We start from the raw sequence: 15,863 nt of genomic DNA, 5'->3' as shown, positions 1-15,863 counted from the left end.
CGAGCGACCCCGGAGCCTTCGAGGCGACGGAGGTGCAGGGCGATGAGCACGACGACGAGTGCGACGTCCGTGCCCGGACCCGACCCGGCCGTGCCTGGCGTCTCCCTGCAGGAGCTCGCGGCGATGCGCCGCGCCCTGGAGCTCGCCGGTCGCGGCCCCCGCGGCGCGAACCCGCAGGTGGGGTGCGTGGTGCTCGCCCCCGACGGCAGGACGCTCGGTGAGGGGTGGCACCAGGGCGCAGGGACGCCGCACGCCGAGGTCGCGGCTCTCGCCGACGCCCGCGAGCGCGGGGCCGACGTGCGCGGGGCGACGGCGGTCGTGACCCTCGAGCCGTGCGACCACACGGGACGCACCGGCCCCTGCTCGGTGGCTCTGCTGTCGGCGGGCGTCGCACGAGTCGTGGTCGGGGTGAGCGACCCGAACCCGGTGGCGGCCGGGGGAGCGGACCGGCTGCGCGCGGCGGGGGTCGACGTCGTCACCGGTGTGCTGGCGAACGAGGGCGCGGCGGCGCTGGGGCCGTGGCTGCCGGCGGTGCGTCGTGGGCGGCCGTTCGTGACGTTGAAGATCGCCACGACGCTCGACGGGCGGGTCGCGGCCGTCGACGGCACGAGCCGCTGGATCACCTCGGAGGTGGCGCGGCGGCACGCGCACGCGCTGCGCGCGCAGGTCGGGGCGGTCGTCGTGGGGACGGGGACAGCCCTGGTGGATGACCCGTCCCTGACGGCGCGCAGGGGTGACGGGTCGATGGTCGACGAGCAGCCGCTGCGGGTCGTCGTGGGGACGCGGGACGTGCCGCCGGGTACGCGGCTGCGCGGACCGGGCGGCGAGCTGGTGCAGGTCCGCACGCACGACCCGGCCCGGGTCCTGGCCGCGCTGCAGGAGCGTGAGGTCCGTCACGTCCTGGTCGAGGGTGGCCCGACGCTCGCGGCCGCGTTCCTGGCGGCGGGTCTGGTCGACGAGGTCCACGCGTACGTGGCGCCCGTCCTGCTGGGGGCCGGTGCGGGCGCCATCGGGGACCTCGGCATCACGACGATCTCGGACGCGCTGCGGCTGGTGCCGACCGAGGTCCTGCCGCTGGGAGCCGACGTGCTCGTCGTCGCGACCCCCGAGCACCCACCGCGCGGCACCGCGGAGCCGATCGCACGCACGTCCACCGAGAAGGAGAGCTGATGTTCACGGGGATCGTCGAGGAGATGGGCACGGTCGTGGCACTCGTGCCGGGGGACGGTGACGAGGCCGACGCGCGCCTGCGGGTCCGCGGGCCGCTGGTCACGTCGGACGCGTCGCTGGGCGACTCGATCGCGGTGAGCGGCGTGTGCCTGACCGTGGCCGAGCTGCCGGGCGACGGGACGTTCGTCGCGGACGTCATGCCCGAGACGATGCGCCGCTCGGCGCTGGGCGACCTCGTCGAGGGTGACTCCGTGAACCTGGAGCGCGCGCTGGCCGTCGGGGGCCGGTACGGCGGGCACGTCGTGCAGGGCCACGTCGACGGCGTGGGCGTGGTCCGGTCGCGCCGCCCGGGGCCGCGGTGGGACGACATCGAGATCGCGTTGGACCGGTCGCTCGCGCGCTACGTCGCGGAGAAGGGCTCGATCACGGTGCAGGGCGTGTCACTCACGGTCACGCACGTGGGCGACGACGTCTTCGGCGTGTCACTGATCCCCACGACCCTGCAGGCCACGACCCTCGGTTCGCTCGCGCCCGGTGCGCAGGTGAACCTCGAGGTGGACGTGCTCGCGAAGTACACCGAGCGGCTCCTGACCACCGCGGGGGTGACCCGGTGAGCGGGGAGATCCGGCTGGGGACGGTCGAGGAGGCCCTCGAGGCGCTGCGCGCGGGGCGGCCGGTGCTGGTCGCCGACTCCGAGGACCGGGAGAACGAGGCCGACGTGGTGCTGGCGGCGCAGTCCGCGACGCCCGAGTGGGTGGCCTGGACGATCCGGCACTCGTCGGGCTACCTGTGCGCCCCGATGACGGCGGCACGGGCCGACGCGCTCGACCTGCCGTTGATGGTGCCGCACAGCCAGGACCCGCGCCGCACGGCGTACACCGTGACGGTCGACGCCGCGACGGGGGTGTCCACGGGCATCTCGGCCGCCGACCGGGCGCGCACGCTGCGTGTGCTGGCGGATCCGGCGGCGGGCCACAACGACCTGATCCGCCCGGGGCACGTCCTGCCGCTGCGCGCGGTCCCGGGCGGGGTGCTGCACCGGGCTGGGCACACCGAGGCGGCGGTCGACCTGTGCCGTCTTGCGGGTCTGGAGCCCGTGGCCGGGATCGCCGAGCTCGTGCGGGACGACGGGCAGATGGTCCGGCTGCCGGAGGCCGCACACATCGCCGCCGAGGCGGGGCTGGTGCTCCTGACGATCGCGGACCTGCGTGCCTGGCGCACCGCGAACGACGACCTCGAACCCGCCGCTCCCACCGAGCTCGGCACGGCGCCTCGCGTCCACCCGACGCACACCGCGTACCTGCCGACGCGTCACGGTGACTTCCGCATCCACGGGTTCCGCGACCTGCGCACGGGTGACGAGCACGTCGCGCTCGTGTCGACCGCGGGGCTCGTCGACGAGCCGACCGTGCGGGTGCACTCGGAGTGCCTCACGGGCGACGCGTTCGGGTCGGCGCGCTGCGACTGCGGCCCGCAGCTCGACGCAGCGCTCGAGATCGCGGCCGCGGAGGGCGGGGCCGTGGTGTACCTGCGCGGGCACGAGGGCCGGGGCATCGGTCTGCTCGCGAAGGTCGCCGCGTACGCGCTGCAGGACGACGGCCGTGACACCGTGGAGGCCAACATCGACCTCGGGTGGCCCGCGGACCGTCGTGAGTACGGTGCTGCGGCCGCGATCCTCGCGGACCTGGGTGTGCGCCGGGTGCGGCTGCTGACGAACAACCCCGCCAAGGTCGCGGGGCTGCGCGCGCACGGCATCGACGTGACCGAGGTCCGTGGCCTCGAGGTCGGTCGCACCCCGCACAACGAGGCGTACCTGCGCACCAAGGCCACCAGCATGGGTCACGTGCTGCACCTCGACGGCGGCACGCGCCTCGAGCCGGCCGTGCACGTGGCACCTGTCCTGGCTGCTCCCGCACCCGCGGGGGCCGACACCACCGACCACACGTTCGACCCTCTGGAGGAGCTGGCATGAGCGGCGCAGGCGCACCCACCCTGGACCTGGACGGCCGCGGCCTGCGGGTCGTCGTCGTGGCGGCCAGCTGGCACACCGAGGTGATGGACGGACTGGTCGCCGGTGCGCAGCGCGCACTGGCCGAGGCCGGGGTCGAGGACGTCACGACCGTGCGCGTCCCCGGCTCGTTCGAGCTGCCCGTGGCCGCGCAGCGCGCCGCGGGCACGGCCGACGCGGTCGTCGCGCTCGGCGTGGTGATCCGCGGCGGGACCCCCCACTTCGACTTCGTGTGCCAGGCCGCCACCTGGGGTCTGACGCAGGTCGCCCTGCGCACCGGGGTGCCGGTGGGCTTCGGGGTGCTCACGTGCGACGACGAGCAGCAGGCGCTGGACCGTGCCGGCCTGCCCGGGTCGCACGAGGACAAGGGTGCCGAGGCGGCCCAGGCGGCGGTCGCGACCGCCCTGACCCTGCGCACCTGGGGTGACGCGTGACGGACGCGTGTGCACCGGCGGTCGGACGGGCGTCTAGGCTCGGCGCGTGAAGTCGTTCGAGGAGCTGTTCGCCGAGCTGTCCCACAAGGCCGCCACCCGCCCCGCGGGGTCCGGTACCGTCGCCGAGCTCGACGCCGGTGTCCACGCCATCGGCAAGAAGGTCGTCGAGGAGGCCGCCGAGGTCTGGATGGCCGCCGAGCACGAGACCGACGAGCGTGCCGCCGAGGAGATCTCGCAGCTGCTGTACCACCTGCAGGTGCTCATGCTCGCCAAGGGCCTGACGCTGCAGGACGTGTACACGCACCTGTGACGGCGCCGCCGACCGTCACGCCCCCGACCGCCACCACCGAACCACCGAGGACACCGTGCTGAGGATCGCCGTCCCCAACAAGGGCTCCCTGTCGGAGCCCGCCTGCGAGATGCTGCGCGAGGCGGGCTACCGCCAGCGCCGCGACTCCCGTGAGCTGGTTCTGCCGGACCCGGACAACGACGTGGAGTTCTTCTTCCTGCGTCCGCGCGACGTCGCCGTGTACGTCGGCGCCGGGACCGTCGACGTCGGGATCACGGGCCGGGACCTGCTCATCGACTCCGCGTCGTCGGCGGTCGAGCACCTGCCCCTGGGGTTCGCCCGCTCGACGTTCCGGTTCGCCGGCACCGCCGGGCGCCTGACCGACGCCCGGCAGGTGGCCGGCCTGCGGGTCGCCACCTCGTACTCCGAGCTCGTCGGCGCCTACCTGCGCGAGCGCGGCATCGAGCCGGCGGCCATCGTGCGGCTCGACGGAGCCGTGGAGTCCGCCATCCAGCTCGGCGTCGCGGACGTCATCGCCGACGTCGTCGAGACCGGGTCGACGCTGCGCGCCGCCGGGCTCGAGGTCTTCGGCGAGCCGATCCTGCGCTCCGAGGCCGTCCTGGTGCGCCGCGCCGACGTCGACCAGCCCGCGGGCCTCGACATCCTGACGCGGCGGCTGCAGGGCGTGCTCACGGCCCGCGAGTACGTCCTCATGGACTACGACGTGCCGCTGGAGCTCGTCGAGGCGGCCGTGGCCATCACCCCGGGCCTGGAGTCGCCGACCGTGTCACCGCTGCACAACGGGCAGTGGGCCGCCGTGCGTGCCATGGTGCCGCGCAGCCAGACCAACCGCGTCATGGACTCCCTGTACGACGTCGGCGCGCGCGCGATCCTCGTCACCTCGATCCTGGCGTGCCGGGTCTGACATGACGGCCGACGACGACCTCGCCGCCCCGTTCCGACCCCGCCTCGCACGGGTCGTGTCGCTCGCCGTGGCGGCCGCGGTCGTCGTGCTGACGCTCGTGCTGGTCGCGACGATGCCGGGCCTGGCGACCCTCGACCAGATCGGCTTCATGCTGTTCGCCCTGGCGATCGCCTGGTTCTGCTGGCGGCAGGCGTCGGTGAGCGCCGTCCCGGACGACACCGGCCTGCGGGTGCGCAACCTGCTGATCACCACGCACGTCGCGTGGGCGCAGGTGGTCTCCGTGCGGTTCGGTCAGGGGCGCCCCTGGGTCCAGCTGGACCTGGCAGACGGCGACACCATCGCCGTCATGGGCGTGCAGCGCTCCGACGGGGAGCGCGCCGAGCGCGAGGCGCGTCGGCTCGCGACGCTCGTCGCCCGACGCACCGCGACCGCCGCCGACGACTGACGGCAGCGCACGGCGCGCGACGGGCACGTGCCGCGACGCGACCCCGCAAGGAAGGGCGCGTCAGTCGGCCGTGACGGCGTGCACGCCCGCGACGGCGGCCGCCAGGAACGCCGCGGGGTCGGCGTCCAGGCCGCGCCCCATGGTCGACAGCCGCACCGGGCAGCTCCGCAGCGCGTCGAGCAGGTCCGTGCCTGCGACCTCGGCCACGGCCGTGTGGCGGCCCTGCGGCACCGCGAGCGCGGCGGCCTGACCGGCGACGCGGTCCGCGAGCGCGGTCCACGCGGCGGGCTCCGGATCGGCTGTGAGGTCCTGCGGCGTGCCGGGCAGGTCGCCGGAGAACACCGGGACGACCACGTCGGCGGGGGACAGCGCGACCCGGCCGTACGCCGTCAGGGAGTGGTGCGACACGCCCAGGTGACGCTCGCGCGCGTCGGCCCCGGACACCCGCAGGGACGCGACGGGACGCCCCCCGAGCACGCCCGCCGCGTTGAGGGCCTCGCCGGCCGCGACGCCCGAGAAGCCCCACCGCGTGCCGGTGCCGAGGTTCCCCGGGCCCTGCGCCACGACCACGAGGTCCGCGCCGACGACGTGCCGCGCGGCGAGCAGCCCGGTGTGGACCGTGACGGCTTCGAGGTCGCCGCCGAACGCCTGACCCGTTGTCACGCACGCCGCGATCCACCCGGCGGTGCGCAGGCCGTCCACCGCGCGCGAGAACCACGCGGGCAGCGCACCTCCGTCGGTCATGACGTACGCGACACGCGGCGCCTCCCGGCCCAGGCGCGCGGCCGCGGCACGGGCGCCGGCGATCACCGCAGGCAGCGCCGAGTGCAGGTCCGCGACCACCACGGGCAGCCCTGCGAGGTCGTCGGCGTCGCGCAGCACGTCGTGGTGCGGCGACTCCTGGTCGTCCACGCCGAGCACCATGGCCTGCAGCGGGGTGTAGCGGGCCTTGACGAGGTGGCCCGGGCCGGGCAGCGGGTCGGGCACCAGCGCGTCCGTGCGTGCCACGACGAGCGCGTACCCCCCGGTGCCCAGTCCTCGCAGGAGCGCGGTCGCGTTGAGGAGCACGTGCGCACCCGGGACGACCTCGCCCACGAGGTGCGGGTAGGACAGCGCACGGACCGTGCGGTCCTCACCGTCGAGCGCCACCGTCGACTCGCAGGCACCGTCCCACCGGGCCCGGCACTCCGTCACCACTCCCGCACGCCATGCGATCACGCGCCCACGCTACCGGCGTGCCGTGCGCCGTCCGCGCCCGCGAGGGCACCGGTGACGACTACCGTGGTGCTCGATGCCTCCCGCGATCCCGCCCGCCGAGCGCCTGCTCAACCTCGTCATCGCCCTGGTGAACACCCCTGGCCGCATGACGAAGGAGCAGGTGCGCACCTCCGTCGCCGGGTACGGGGACGCCCGCTCGGACGAGGCCTTCGAGCGGATGTTCGAGCGGGACAAGGACACCCTGCGCGAGCTGGGGATCCCGGTCCTGACCGTGACGCACGCCGGGCACGGTGACGACATCGGGTACCGCATCGACACGGCGAGCTGGTCGCTGCCCGCGATCGAGCTGACGGCCGCCGAGCTGGGCGTCCTGGCGCTGGCGGCGCAGGTGTGGCAGGACCAGTCGCTGCGCGCGGACTCGACGCGCGCCCTGACCAAGCTGCGCGCGGTGGGCGCGGCCCCCGAGGTGCACGACCTCGTGGCCGGGCTGGCCCCGCGCGTGCGGGCCGGGGGAGACGCGTTCGCGCCCCTGGTGGACGCCGTGCAGAACCGGCAGGCCGTCCGGTTCACGTACCACGCAGCGACGACCGGTGAGGTGCGCGAGCGGCGCGTCGAGCCGTGGAAGCTGCTGGCCCGCCGCGGGGGCTGGGTGCTGCTCGCGCGGGACCGTGACCGTGACGCGAGCCGCTCGTTCCGGCTCAGCCGCATCCGCGGTGCCGTCCGGCCCCTGGGCGGCCCGGGCGCGTTCGACGCACCGACCGCGCAGGAGCTGGCCGACGCGTCGCACGCGTGGATGGGCGACGGGCCGGAGCGCACGGCCCTGCTCGCGGTGACACCGCACCGGGCGGAGGCGCTGCGGGCACGTGCCACACCCGTCCCGACGGACCGCCCGCTGCCTGCCGGCGCCGACCTCGTCCTGGAGGGCCGTGATCTCGTGGCAGTGCCCTACCGCCTGGACTGGGAGCTGGCCGAGGAGGTCGTCGCCTACGGGGACGCCGTGGTCGTCCTCGACCCGCCGCAGGTGCGCGACGCGGTCGTCGGGATGCTGCGCGTCGCGGCGACGCTGGACGCGCTGCGGCCACCGGGCACCGACGCGGCCGGCCCCACGGATCGCCGTGACTCCGACGTCGAGGAGGCCCGGGGTGCCTGAGCGCGCGAGCGACCGCCTGGTGCGGATGCTGGGGATGATCGCCTACCTCGAGCGGCACGAGGACGTTCCCGTGGACCAGGTCGCGGCCCAGTTCGGCGTGACGCCCGAGCAGGTGATGGCCGACATCGACACGCTGTGGGTCACGGGCACGCCCGGTTACCTGCCCGACGACCTCATCGACTTCGACGCCTCGTCGTACGAGCAGGGTGTCGTCCGGCTCACGGAGGGCCGTGGTGTGACCCGGCCCCTGCGGCTGGGGCCGCGGGAGGGTGTCGCGCTCCTCGCGGCGCTGCGTTCGCTCACGGCGCTGCGCCCGACGCTCGACGCGGAGCGTGCCGCGGCGCTCGACTCGGTGCTCGCCAAGGTGCAGGCCGCGACCGGTGACGCGGCTGCCGGGGCACCGGTCGACGTCGAGCTCCAGGTCGGCGCCGTGCCCGCCGTCGCTGCGGCGATCGGGACCGCCCTGACAGGCCGTCACCGGCTGCGCCTGCGGTACGTCGACGCGTCCGACGTCCTCACCGAGCGCGAGGTCGACCCCGTCCGGCTGGTCACGCGGGACGAGCACTCGTACCTGGTGGCCTGGTCCCTGGCTGCGGACGCCGAGCGCAGGTTCCGCGTCGACCGCATCGTCGAGGCGACGGTCCTGGACACCCCTGCGGACGAGCACCCGCTCGCCGACGACGACGTCGACTTCCAGCCCGACGCGTCGGGCGACCTCGTCACGGTCAGGCTGGCGGGACGGGCTCGGTGGGTCGCCGAGACCGTGCCCGTCGAGCGCACGCGCGAGCTCGACGACGGGGCCTTCGAGGTCGACCTGCGCGTCGTGCAGCCCGCGTGGCTGCGGCACCTGCTCCTGCAGGTCGCCGACGAGGTCCTCGAGGTCCGCCCGGCGCACGTCGCGCGGGACACGGCCGCCACGGCGCGGGCGGCGCTCGACGCGTACGGCCCGCTGCTCGGCACGACGACGGGGGAGTCCTGACGTGCTCTGGTTCACGGTGTGGACGGTCCTGGTGCTGGCGACCCTCGCGGGGGCGTTCCTGGTGGGGCGGCGGCTCTGGCGCTCGGCGGTCGCGCTCGGGCACGAGCTGGTCCGGGCCGGTGACGCCGCACAGCGGCTCGCGAACCGCGCCGCCGAGCTCGAGGAGCAGGCGCGCGCGGCCCACCTCGAGGTGCGCCCGGCACTGGGCGCCGACGCCGACGCGCTGCGCGACCGCGTCGAGCAGCTGCGCGCCGCTCGACGCGAGCGACGCGCACGGCGTCGCGACAGGCACCGTGCGACGGTCGCTGACGCGTCCACCCGCTGGCTCGGCTGATATCGGCGGACCTGCCGCCGCGGCCTTCCCGCGAGGTGAGGTGCTCCGGCACGCCGGAGCGACGACATAGACTCGCGGGCACAGGAACACACCGGATCACAGAGGGGTCGTCATGGGCAGGAACATCAGTGCCTGGCACGTGATCATCGTCCTGGTGGTGGTCCTGCTGCTGTTCGGGGCGAACCGCCTGCCGGGCCTGGCGAAGAGCATCGGCCAGTCCATGAAGATCTTCAAGAACGAGGTCAAGGACCTCACCGACGACGGCAAGCGTGATGACCCCGCTGCCGGCCCGGGTCCCGTGGCCGGCCCCGGGACCGACGTGCCGCCGCCGCCGCCGGCCGGGCCGCCCGCCCCGCCGCGTCCCTGAGTCGCGCGTGAGCCGGAAGCCCCGGCGCGGCGCCGAGCCCGACGGCCGCATGCCGTTGCGCGAGCACCTGCGCGAGCTACGCCGACGCGTCGTGCTCATCGCGCTCGGACTGGTCGTCGGCGGCGTCGGGGGCTGGTTCCTGTACGAGCCCGTGTTCGACCTCCTCCAGCAGCCGATCGTCGAGATCGCCGACTCACGCGGGCGGCAGGTCGCCCTGAACTTCCAGGGCGTGGCCACCGCGTTCGACATGCAGGTCAAGGTCTCGTTGTTCCTCGGTGTGCTCCTCACCGCCCCCTGGTGGATCTACCAGCTGTGGGCCTTCATCACCCCGGGGCTGACGTCCAAGGAACGTCGCTACGCGGTCGGGTTCGTCGCCGTCGCCGTCCCGCTGTTCCTCGCCGGTGCGGCACTCGCGTGGTGGGCCCTGCCCAACGCGGTGCACCTGTTCGCCGACTTCGTCCCGCCCGAGACCGTCAACTGGGTCGACGCGCAGCTGTACCTGAGCTTCGTCATGCGGGTCGTCCTGGCTTTCGGCGTCGGGTTCCTCCTCCCCGTCGTCATGGTCGCCCTCAACCTGGTCGGCCTGGTCCGCGCCCGCACGTGGCTCGCGGGGTGGCGCTGGGCCGTCCTCGTCGCGTTCGTGTTCGCCGCCATCGCGACACCGACACCCGACGCGATGACCATGCTGGCCGTCGCCATACCGATGTGCCTGCTCTTCTTCGCCGCTCTCGGCGTGTGCGTGCTGCACGACCGGCGGATCGACCGGAAGCTCGTCGCCCAGGGCCTGCCGCGGCTCGACGGCACGATGGCCGGCGACGACACCGCCGCACCGGGCACCGCATGAGCACCGTCGGGCTCGTCGTGAACCCGGTCGCCGGCACGGGGCGCGGCGGAAGCGTCGGACGCCGCGCGCACCGGCTCCTGCGTCGTGCCGGCCACGACGTGCACGACCTGTCCGCGCCCACCCTCGCACTGGCCACGGACCGCGCGCGGCAGGCCGCGACCGACGGCCTGGACGCCCTCGTCGTGGTCGGGGGCGACGGCATGGTGCACCTCGGCGTCGGGGTCGTCGCGGGCACGGACCTGCCGCTCGGCATCGTCGCGGTCGGCACCGGCAATGACGTCGCACGGTCGTTCGGCCTGCCCCGCGGCGACGTCGACCGCGCCGTCGCGGTGGTCGACAGGGCGCTGCGTGCCGGGCCCCGACGCGTCGACGCCGTCCGCGCGGGCCCACCCGACGGCGAGACGGCGCGGTGGTACGCCGGTGTCCTGTCCTGCGGTCTGGACGCCGCCGTCAACGCCCGCGCGAACGCACTGACGTGGCCGCACGGGCACGCCCGTTACCTGCGTGCGCTGGTGCCCGAGCTCGCGGCGTTCCGCCCGTACGGGTACCGCGTCCGTGTCGACGACACCACGTGGGAGTCCGCCGGCACCCTGGTCGCCGTGGCGAGCACCCCGTGGTTCGGCGGCGGGCTGCCGATCGCGCCCGGCGCCGTCCCGGACGACGGGCTGCTCGACGTCGTGCTGGCCGGCCCGTTCTCACGCAGGGAGGCCGTCGGGATCTTCCCGCGGATCTACCGCGGCCGGCACGTCGACGACCCGCGGGTGCGTGTCCTGCGCGGGCGCCGGGTCGTCGTCGAGCCCGCACCGGACCTGGGCCCGCCACCGCCCGCCGCCTTCGCGGACGGTGAGCGCCTCGGCAGCCTGCCCCTGCTGGTCGAGGTCGTCCCGGGGGCGCTCCTTCTGCTCGGGTAGCGACGTGTCGGGTGCCCGGGTGATCCCACGTGCCTAGGGTTGTCCCGTGCCCTCACGTCGCCGCAGCACCCCACGCGTCGTGCCCGACGCGCCCGAGCCGGCCCCGCCGCCGTCGCCGTCCGAGCCGTCGCCCGCCGAGCGCTACGCCGCCTCCCGACGCCGTGCCGCCGCCGACCGCGGCCGCCTCGCCGAGTTCCGTGCACGGCTCGACTTCCCCCTCGACGACTTCCAGATCGAGGCGTGCGCCGCACTGGAACGCGGCAGCGGCGTCCTCGTCGCCGCACCCACGGGCGCCGGCAAGACCGTCGTCGGCGAGTTCGCCGTGCACCTGGCACTCGCGTCCGGCCGCAAGGCGTTCTACACGACGCCCATCAAGGCGCTGTCCAACCAGAAGTACGCCGACCTGGCCCGCCTGCACGGCGCCGAACGAGTCGGGCTTCTGACCGGGGACACCACCGTCAACGGCGACGCCGACGTGGTCGTGATGACCACCGAGGTGCTGCGCAACATGCTGTACGCCGGCTCCGCGGCGCTCGACGGGCTCGGGTACGTCGTCATGGACGAGGTCCACTACCTCGCCGACAGGTTCCGGGGGCCCGTGTGGGAGGAGGTGATCATCCACCTGCCCGACGACGTGCAGCTGGTCTCGTTGTCCGCCACCGTGTCCAACGCGGAGGAGTTCGGCGACTGGCTCGCCACGGTGCGGGGCGACACCACCGTCGTGGTCAGCGAGCACCGTCCCGTCCCGCTCGGCCAGCACGTCCTGGTGGGCGACCGGCTCCTCGACCTGTACGCCGGGCACGTCGACCCCACCGCACCGGGCGTGGACCCGCCCATCAACCCCGACCTCACCCACCTGCTGCGCCGCCAGCCGCCGGGGGAGCGGGAGCGCCGCGGGCCACGCGACCGCGGGGACCGCGGACGCGGCGGCCACCGGCCCGGCACGGGCGTGCGCCCCGCGCCGCGCTTCGTGGTCGTCGACGAGCTCGACCAGGCCGGCCTCCTGCCCGCCATCGTCTTCATCTTCTCGCGCCTGGGCTGCGAGTCCGCGGTGCAGCAGTGCCTGACCGCCGGCGTGCGTCTGACGACCCCTGCGGAGCGGGCCGACATCCGGCGCGTCGCCGAGGAGCGGTGCGCGGCGATCCCGCCGGAGGACCTCGAGATCCTCGGCTACGACGCGTTCGTCGAAGGGCTCGTGCGGGGCGTCGCCGCACACCACGCGGGCATGCTGCCGCTGTTCAAGGAGACGGTGGAGGACCTGTTCTCCCGCGGCTGGGTGAAGGTCGTGTTCGCCACCGAGACCCTCGCGCTCGGCATCAACATGCCCGCCCGCTCCGTCGTGCTCGAGAAGCTCGTGAAGTGGGACGGCAGCCAGCACGTCGACGTGACGCCGGGGGAGTACACCCAGCTCACCGGCCGCGCGGGCCGTCGCGGCATCGACACCGAGGGGCACGCCGTCGTCGTCGCGCACGGCGCCCTGGACCCCGTGCAGCTCGCCGGGCTCGCCTCACGGCGCCTGTACCCGCTGCGCTCCTCGTTCCGCCCCACCTACAACATGGCCGTCAACCTCGTCGCGCAGGTCGGGCGCGAGCGGGCCCGCGACGTCCTCGAGACGTCGTTCGCGCAGTTCCAGGCGGACCGCGGCGTGGTGGGGCTGGCACGTCAGGCGCAGACGCACGCCGAAGCGCTGGAGGGCTACGCCGAGGCGATGTCGTGCCACCTCGGCGACTTCGGCCAGTACATGGACCTGCGCCGGGCGATCACCGACCGCGAGCGCGGCCTGGCGAAGGCCCAGGCCGCGACACGGCGCGCCGACGTCGCCCGCACCCTCGAGGGCCTGCGCGTCGGTGACGTCGTGGAGATCCCCGCCGGACGGCGCCCGGAGCACGCGGTCGTCGTCGACCCCGGCGGCAAGGGCGGGTTCGACGGGCCGCGCCCGACCGTCCTGACCACGGACCGCCAGGTCCGCCGGCTGACCGTCGCGGACGTGGGGACCGGCCTGCGCACCGTCGGACGGCTCAAGGTCCCCGGCCGGTTCGAGGTCCGGGTGCCCGCAGCGCGGCGCGACCTGGCGGCGCGGCTGCGTTCCCGGCTCGACGAGCTCGACCTCGCGCCGGCACCCGCGCGCGCGGCCGGCCGGCGCGCGGAACGCAGGTCGGCGGCCGCCGACGACGCCGAGCTCGAGGCGCTGCGTCGCGAGCTGCGCGCGCACCCGTGCCACCGGTGCCCGGAGCGGGAGGACCACGCGCGGTGGGCCGAGCGCTGGGCCCGTCTGCGGGACGAGCACGCCGCCCTCGTGCGGCGGATCGCGGGACGCACCGGCTCCATCGCGGCCGTGTTCGACCGCATCTGCGACGTGCTGCGCACGCTCGGGTACCTCACGACGGACGAGTCGGGCGCGCTGCAGGTCACGCAGGACGGTGGCTGGCTGCGCCGCCTGTACGCGGAGAACGACCTGGTGCTGGCGGAGTGCCTGCGCCGCGGCGTGTGGGACGAGCTCGACGTGCCCGGGCTCGCCGCGGCGGTCTCCACGATCGTGTACCGGTCGCGTCGGGACGACGACACCGAGGCGCGGGTGCCCGGCGGACCGGACAGCAGGCTCGGGCGGGCGCTCGACGCCGCGGTCCGGGCGTGGTCGGAGCTCGAGGACCTCGAGCACGACGCGCGGCTCGAGACGATCCAGCCCCTCGACTTCGGGCTCGTCGAACCGATCCACCGGTGGGCCGCGGGTCGCAGCCTCGACGCCGTCCTGCGCGGGTCCGACCTCGCTGCCGGGGACTTCGTGCGGTGGTGCAAGCAGGTGATCGACGTCCTCGACCAGATCTCGGGCGCGGCGCCCACGGCCCGGCTCCGCACCACGGCCGACCGCGCGGTGACCGCACTGCGCCGCGGCGTCGTGGCGTACTCGGCGGTCTGAGCGGGAAAGTGGCGTCGGACACCTGTCCGACCCGCGCACGCCACGAGCGTCCGGGTGGCTCTATCGTGGGCCGATGTGACCTCGACCCTCTACCGGCACGGCGTCGTGCACTCTCCCACGGACCCCTTCGCCGAGGCGCTGCTCGTCGACGACGGGGTGATCGCCTGGCTCGGCTCGGACGACACCGCTGACGGCCTCGTCGCCGGCGTCGACGAGGTCGTCGAGCTGCGGGGCGCGCTGGTGGCGCCCGGGTTCGTCGACGCCCACGTGCACCTCCTCGAGACCGCCCTGGCCGCTGCGGGGCTGGACCTGACGGCGGCCGGGGGAGTATCGAGCGCGGCCGCGGCGCTGGACGCCGTCGCCCGTGTGGCAGCGACCCGCGCCCCGGGGGACCGCCGCGTCGTGCACGGCACGAGGTGGGACGAGACCACGTGGCCCGAAGGACGGCCCCCGTCCCGGCAGGAGCTCGACGTCGCCGGGCAGGGCCTGCCGGTCTACCTGGCGCGCGTCGATGTGCACTCCGCCGTGGTCTCCAGCGCGCTGGCCGACCTCGCCGGGCTGCGGCACCTGCCCGGCTGGTCGGACGACGGCCGCGTCACGGGTGCCGCGCACCACGCCGCGCGCGACGTGGCGCGGGCCGTCGGCCCCCACGAACGCAGCGAGCTGTACCGCGACGCCCTCGCACGGGCCGCGGCGCAGGGCATCGTCTCCGTCCACGAGCAGTCCGCCCCCCACGTCGACACCCGCGACGGGCTGCGTGAGCTCCTGACGACCACCGCGGACGCCGCCTCGGGGCTGCCGCTCGTCATCGGGTACCGCGCCGAGCAGTGCGTGACGGTGGACGACGCCCGCGCGCTCCTGGCGGACCTGCCGGGCCTGACGGGGATCGGGGGCGACCTCAACGTCGACGGGTCCATCGGCTCACGGACCGCCGCCCTGCGCCAGCCGTACGCCGACGCGCCCGGCACCTCGGGTTCGCTTCAGCTGTCGGCCGAGCAGATCGCGAACCACGTCACGGCCGTGACGCGCGCCGGGAGCCACGCGGCGTTCCACGTCATCGGCGACCGCGCGCTGGACGAGCTCCTGCTGGGGATGCGCACCGCTGCGGACGTCGAGGGCACGGCGGCGATCGCGGCCGCGGGTCACCGCGTGGAGCACGCCGAGATGGTCGACGCGCACTCGTTGGCGCAGATGGTGCTCCTGGGCCTGCGACTGTCCGTGCAGCCTGCCTTCGACACCCTGTGGGGTGGGCCGGACGGCACGTACGCGAGGCGGCTCGGTCGCGGGCGGGCCGCGTCCCTCAACCCGTTCGCGGACCTGGCAGCGGCGGGTGTGCCCCTCGCACTGGGTTCCGACGCGCCCGTGACGCCGCTCGACCCGTGGGCCGGTGTGCGTGGCGCCTCGGCGCACCACGAGGCCGACCAGCGGATCTCGGTCCGGGCAGCGTTCCGCGCCGCGACCCGTGGTGGGTGGCGGCTCGCCGGGCTGGATCACAGCGGCGCCGGCGAGCTGCGGGTCGGTGCGCCGGCGCACCTCGCCGTGTGGCAGGCGGAGCACCTCGTCGTCCAGGCGTCGCGGACCTCGACGTGGAGTGCGGACCCGCGTGCCGGCAGCCCCCTGCTGCCGGACCTGGGCCCCGACGAGCCCGCGCCCCGGTGCCTGCGGACCGTGCGCGCCGGGGTCGTCCTGCACGACGTGCTGGCCTGACGTGCGCCGCTCGCCGGACGGCGGGTGAAATATCGGCGGCGATCGCGGGCGGTGGCGAATCGTCCCGGTCGCACCGAATCGCGACACGCGGACGACACGCCGGGTGAAGAGTCCCCTGATCGGTCGAAGCGGACGCTGTGGCCTGGGTCGATCCTCCTGACCAGG

General features: G+C 75.1%; 16 protein-coding genes. 15 read left to right on the top strand and 1 reads right to left on the bottom strand.

Going from position 1 to position 15,863, the window contains the following annotated elements; genetic code table 11:
* The first annotated feature begins 123 nt into the window (after nucleotides 1-123).
* The 7 genes from ribD to IR158_RS07345 are packed head-to-tail and all read left to right on the top strand — an operon-like array spanning nucleotide 124 to nucleotide 5,271.
* Nucleotides 124-1,170 carry a bifunctional diaminohydroxyphosphoribosylaminopyrimidine deaminase/5-amino-6-(5-phosphoribosylamino)uracil reductase RibD gene (gene ribD, locus IR158_RS07375; RefSeq protein WP_291811645.1) on the top strand — a complete coding sequence of 349 codons (1,047 nt, stop codon included), beginning with the start codon at nucleotides 124-126 and terminating at the stop codon, nucleotides 1,168-1,170.
* A complete protein-coding gene (locus IR158_RS07370; protein ID WP_291811431.1) occupies nucleotides 1,170-1,784 on the top strand; it encodes a riboflavin synthase in 615 nt (204 codons plus the stop codon). Before ribD ends, IR158_RS07370 begins: the two co-directional genes overlap by 1 nt.
* Complete coding sequence (ribB, locus tag IR158_RS07365) at nucleotides 1,781-3,142, top strand: 3,4-dihydroxy-2-butanone-4-phosphate synthase (RefSeq protein WP_291811428.1); 1,362 nt, start codon at nucleotides 1,781-1,783, stop codon at nucleotides 3,140-3,142. The genes IR158_RS07370 and ribB overlap by 4 nt, the downstream gene beginning before the upstream one ends.
* Nucleotides 3,139-3,612, top strand: a complete 474-nt coding sequence (ribH, locus tag IR158_RS07360; protein WP_227578731.1) for a 6,7-dimethyl-8-ribityllumazine synthase — start codon at nucleotides 3,139-3,141, stop codon at nucleotides 3,610-3,612. The genes ribB and ribH overlap by 4 nt, the downstream gene beginning before the upstream one ends.
* 46 nt (nucleotides 3,613-3,658) lie before the next feature.
* Nucleotides 3,659-3,922, top strand: coding sequence for a phosphoribosyl-ATP diphosphatase (locus IR158_RS07355; protein ID WP_227578732.1), 264 nt, complete (start codon nucleotides 3,659-3,661; stop codon nucleotides 3,920-3,922).
* A gap of 55 nt (nucleotides 3,923-3,977) precedes the next feature.
* Nucleotides 3,978-4,826, top strand: coding sequence for an ATP phosphoribosyltransferase (gene hisG, locus IR158_RS07350; RefSeq protein WP_291811420.1), 849 nt, complete (start codon nucleotides 3,978-3,980; stop codon nucleotides 4,824-4,826).
* 1 nt (nucleotide 4,827) lies between these two features.
* Complete coding sequence (locus IR158_RS07345) at nucleotides 4,828-5,271, top strand: PH domain-containing protein (protein WP_291811417.1); 444 nt, start codon at nucleotides 4,828-4,830, stop codon at nucleotides 5,269-5,271.
* A gap of 60 nt (nucleotides 5,272-5,331) precedes the next feature.
* On the opposite strand, the gene IR158_RS07340 is transcribed toward IR158_RS07345, so the two are convergent.
* Entirely contained in the window at nucleotides 5,332-6,489 is a 1,158-nt protein-coding gene (locus tag IR158_RS07340) for a DUF3866 family protein (RefSeq protein WP_291811414.1), read from the bottom strand.
* Between the two features lie 73 nt (nucleotides 6,490-6,562).
* Between IR158_RS07340 and IR158_RS07335 the strand changes: the two genes are divergently transcribed.
* The 8 genes from IR158_RS07335 to IR158_RS07300 all read left to right on the top strand — a co-directional run bounded on the left by IR158_RS07335 (nucleotide 6,563) and on the right by IR158_RS07300 (nucleotide 15,698).
* Nucleotides 6,563-7,639, top strand: a complete 1,077-nt coding sequence (locus tag IR158_RS07335) for a WYL domain-containing protein (RefSeq protein ID WP_291811411.1) — start codon at nucleotides 6,563-6,565, stop codon at nucleotides 7,637-7,639.
* The gene (locus IR158_RS07330; RefSeq protein ID WP_291811409.1) at nucleotides 7,632-8,618 is read left to right on the top strand and encodes a WYL domain-containing protein; all 987 of its coding nucleotides are present in this window, start codon (nucleotides 7,632-7,634) and stop codon (nucleotides 8,616-8,618) included. Before IR158_RS07335 ends, IR158_RS07330 begins: the two co-directional genes overlap by 8 nt.
* A 1-nt stretch (nucleotide 8,619) precedes the next feature.
* On the top strand, nucleotides 8,620-8,952 hold the full coding sequence (locus tag IR158_RS07325) for a hypothetical protein (protein WP_291811408.1): 333 nt from the start codon (nucleotides 8,620-8,622) through the stop codon (nucleotides 8,950-8,952).
* A 112-nt stretch (nucleotides 8,953-9,064) separates the two neighbouring features.
* A complete protein-coding gene (tatA, locus tag IR158_RS07320) occupies nucleotides 9,065-9,319 on the top strand; it encodes a Sec-independent protein translocase subunit TatA (protein ID WP_291811406.1) in 255 nt (84 codons plus the stop codon).
* 49 nt (nucleotides 9,320-9,368) lie between these two features.
* Nucleotides 9,369-10,163 (top strand): twin-arginine translocase subunit TatC, encoded by a 795-nt coding sequence (tatC, locus tag IR158_RS07315; RefSeq protein WP_291811643.1) that lies wholly within the window; start codon nucleotides 9,369-9,371, stop codon nucleotides 10,161-10,163.
* Nucleotides 10,160-11,074 carry a diacylglycerol kinase family protein gene (locus IR158_RS07310; protein ID WP_291811404.1) on the top strand — a complete coding sequence of 305 codons (915 nt, stop codon included), beginning with the start codon at nucleotides 10,160-10,162 and terminating at the stop codon, nucleotides 11,072-11,074. Before tatC ends, IR158_RS07310 begins: the two co-directional genes overlap by 4 nt.
* Nucleotides 11,075-11,153: 79 nt before the next feature.
* A complete protein-coding gene (locus IR158_RS07305) occupies nucleotides 11,154-13,991 on the top strand; it encodes a DEAD/DEAH box helicase (RefSeq protein ID WP_291811640.1) in 2,838 nt (945 codons plus the stop codon).
* A 75-nt stretch (nucleotides 13,992-14,066) separates the two neighbouring features.
* The gene (locus IR158_RS07300) at nucleotides 14,067-15,698 is read left to right on the top strand and encodes an amidohydrolase family protein (protein ID WP_291811402.1); all 1,632 of its coding nucleotides are present in this window, start codon (nucleotides 14,067-14,069) and stop codon (nucleotides 15,696-15,698) included.
* The last annotated feature ends 165 nt before the right edge of the window (nucleotides 15,699-15,863 follow it).

Source organism: Cellulomonas sp., from assembly GCF_015234515.1.
Classification (GTDB): domain Bacteria; phylum Actinomycetota; class Actinomycetes; order Actinomycetales; family Cellulomonadaceae; genus Cellulomonas.
This window is presented reverse-complemented; position numbering and strand designations above follow the sequence as displayed.

What these genes read in the sequence shown, in the direction of transcription:
- ribD (WP_291811645.1), top strand. Translation starts at nt 124, where the DNA reads ATGCGCCGCGCCCTGGAGCTCGCCGGTCGCGGCCCCCGCGGCGCGAAC.
- IR158_RS07335 (WP_291811411.1), top strand. Translation starts at nt 6,563, where the DNA reads ATGCCTCCCGCGATCCCGCCCGCCGAGCGCCTGCTCAACCTCGTCATC.
- ribH (WP_227578731.1), top strand. Translation starts at nt 3,139, where the DNA reads ATGAGCGGCGCAGGCGCACCCACCCTGGACCTGGACGGCCGCGGCCTG.
- tatA (WP_291811406.1), top strand. Translation starts at nt 9,065, where the DNA reads ATGGGCAGGAACATCAGTGCCTGGCACGTGATCATCGTCCTGGTGGTG.
- IR158_RS07345 (WP_291811417.1), top strand. Translation starts at nt 4,828, where the DNA reads ATGACGGCCGACGACGACCTCGCCGCCCCGTTCCGACCCCGCCTCGCA.
- tatC (WP_291811643.1), top strand. Translation starts at nt 9,369, where the DNA reads ATGCCGTTGCGCGAGCACCTGCGCGAGCTACGCCGACGCGTCGTGCTC.
- IR158_RS07370 (WP_291811431.1), top strand. Translation starts at nt 1,170, where the DNA reads ATGTTCACGGGGATCGTCGAGGAGATGGGCACGGTCGTGGCACTCGTG.
- IR158_RS07310 (WP_291811404.1), top strand. Translation starts at nt 10,160, where the DNA reads ATGAGCACCGTCGGGCTCGTCGTGAACCCGGTCGCCGGCACGGGGCGC.